Source organism: Bacillus sp. DJP31, assembly GCF_049310945.1.
In the GTDB taxonomy this organism is placed as follows: domain Bacteria; phylum Bacillota; class Bacilli; order Bacillales; family SA4; genus Bacillus_BS.
This window is the reverse complement of record NZ_JBMERO010000087.1, coordinates 1-1,125: the sequence shown is the minus strand read 5'-3', so window position 1 is coordinate 1,125 and position 1,125 is coordinate 1. Positions and strand designations below refer to the sequence as shown.

General features: G+C 42.8%; 1 protein-coding gene. It reads left to right on the top strand.

Annotated features, from left to right (window positions below; genetic code table 11):
• Nucleotides 1–1,125: IS1634 family transposase (locus ACOI1C_RS22525; RefSeq protein WP_422512871.1), on the top strand; the 1,125-nt coding region annotated here is incomplete at both ends.

Sequence of the window (1,125 nt, the reverse complement as noted above, 5' to 3'; positions counted from 1 at the left end):
GCAGAGTCACGTTCTCTTGGTTCTGAATTAGTGGGCCATACGATGTGGGAGCGTTTAGAGTTAAATGAGCTATTAGGTGCTTGCGGTTTTAACCCTACCCAACAAGCGCTTGCTGAAGCAATCGTTGTCGGCCGTTTGGTTGCCCCTTCCAGTGACCTGGCATCATGGCGCTGGTTACGGGAGCGTACCGCATTAGTTGAGTTACTTCCTGTTAATCTTTTAGAGATAGGAAAAAATGCGATATACGAAATAGCGGATCAATTGCTGGCTAACAAAAAGGAATTGGAAAGTGGGCTTCGCGCCAAGGAACTGACATTGTTTCCACGCAAAAACCAGGTCTATCTGTATGACTTGACCAATACCTATTTCGAAGGCGGTGCACAAAATAACGAGTTGGCAAAACGAGGAAAGTCGAAGGAAAAGCGATCTGACTGTTCACTAGTTACGCTAGCCCTCGTTGTCGATGATGCTGGATTTCCGATCTTCAGCCAAATCTATGGAGGAAATCAATCTGAACCAGAAACACTGAAAGATATATTGACCTGTCTACAAACAGACGCACCCCATGAATTATGGGATAACCGACCGATGATTGTCATGGATCGTGGCATCGCTACAAAAGATAATCTGGCACTTATAAAGGAATTAGGTTATCCGTACATCGTAGTTGAGCGAAGAGCTGTGGAAAAGGATTACATCGATGAATTTAAGGATGCAAAGGAATCGTTTGAAAGAATTTCTCCCGCTAAAGCAGGGAAACAGAGCAGTTCAACAGAAGAAACAGTATCCGAGTCAGTATTTGTAAAAAAGCTTCCTATTGAAAAAGGAAGTCGTGTTCTCTGTCTTAGTGAAGGCCGCGAGAAAAAAGAGGAAGCCATGGATGCCCTAAAAGAAACGCGATTTCTATACGACCTAAACAGACTGAAAACCTCTGTTGAAAAAGGCAATATCCAGTTAGCTGTAAAGGTGGGCGAACGTGTTGGAAGACTTAGCGAACGATATCCCACGATTGCTCGTTACTATGAAATTCAGTTGAAATTAGATGAAAAAGAAGAAAAAGTAAAAGACATTACTTTCGAAAAAAAGACTACACGCAAAGATCGTTCGATCTTAACGGGCTGTTAC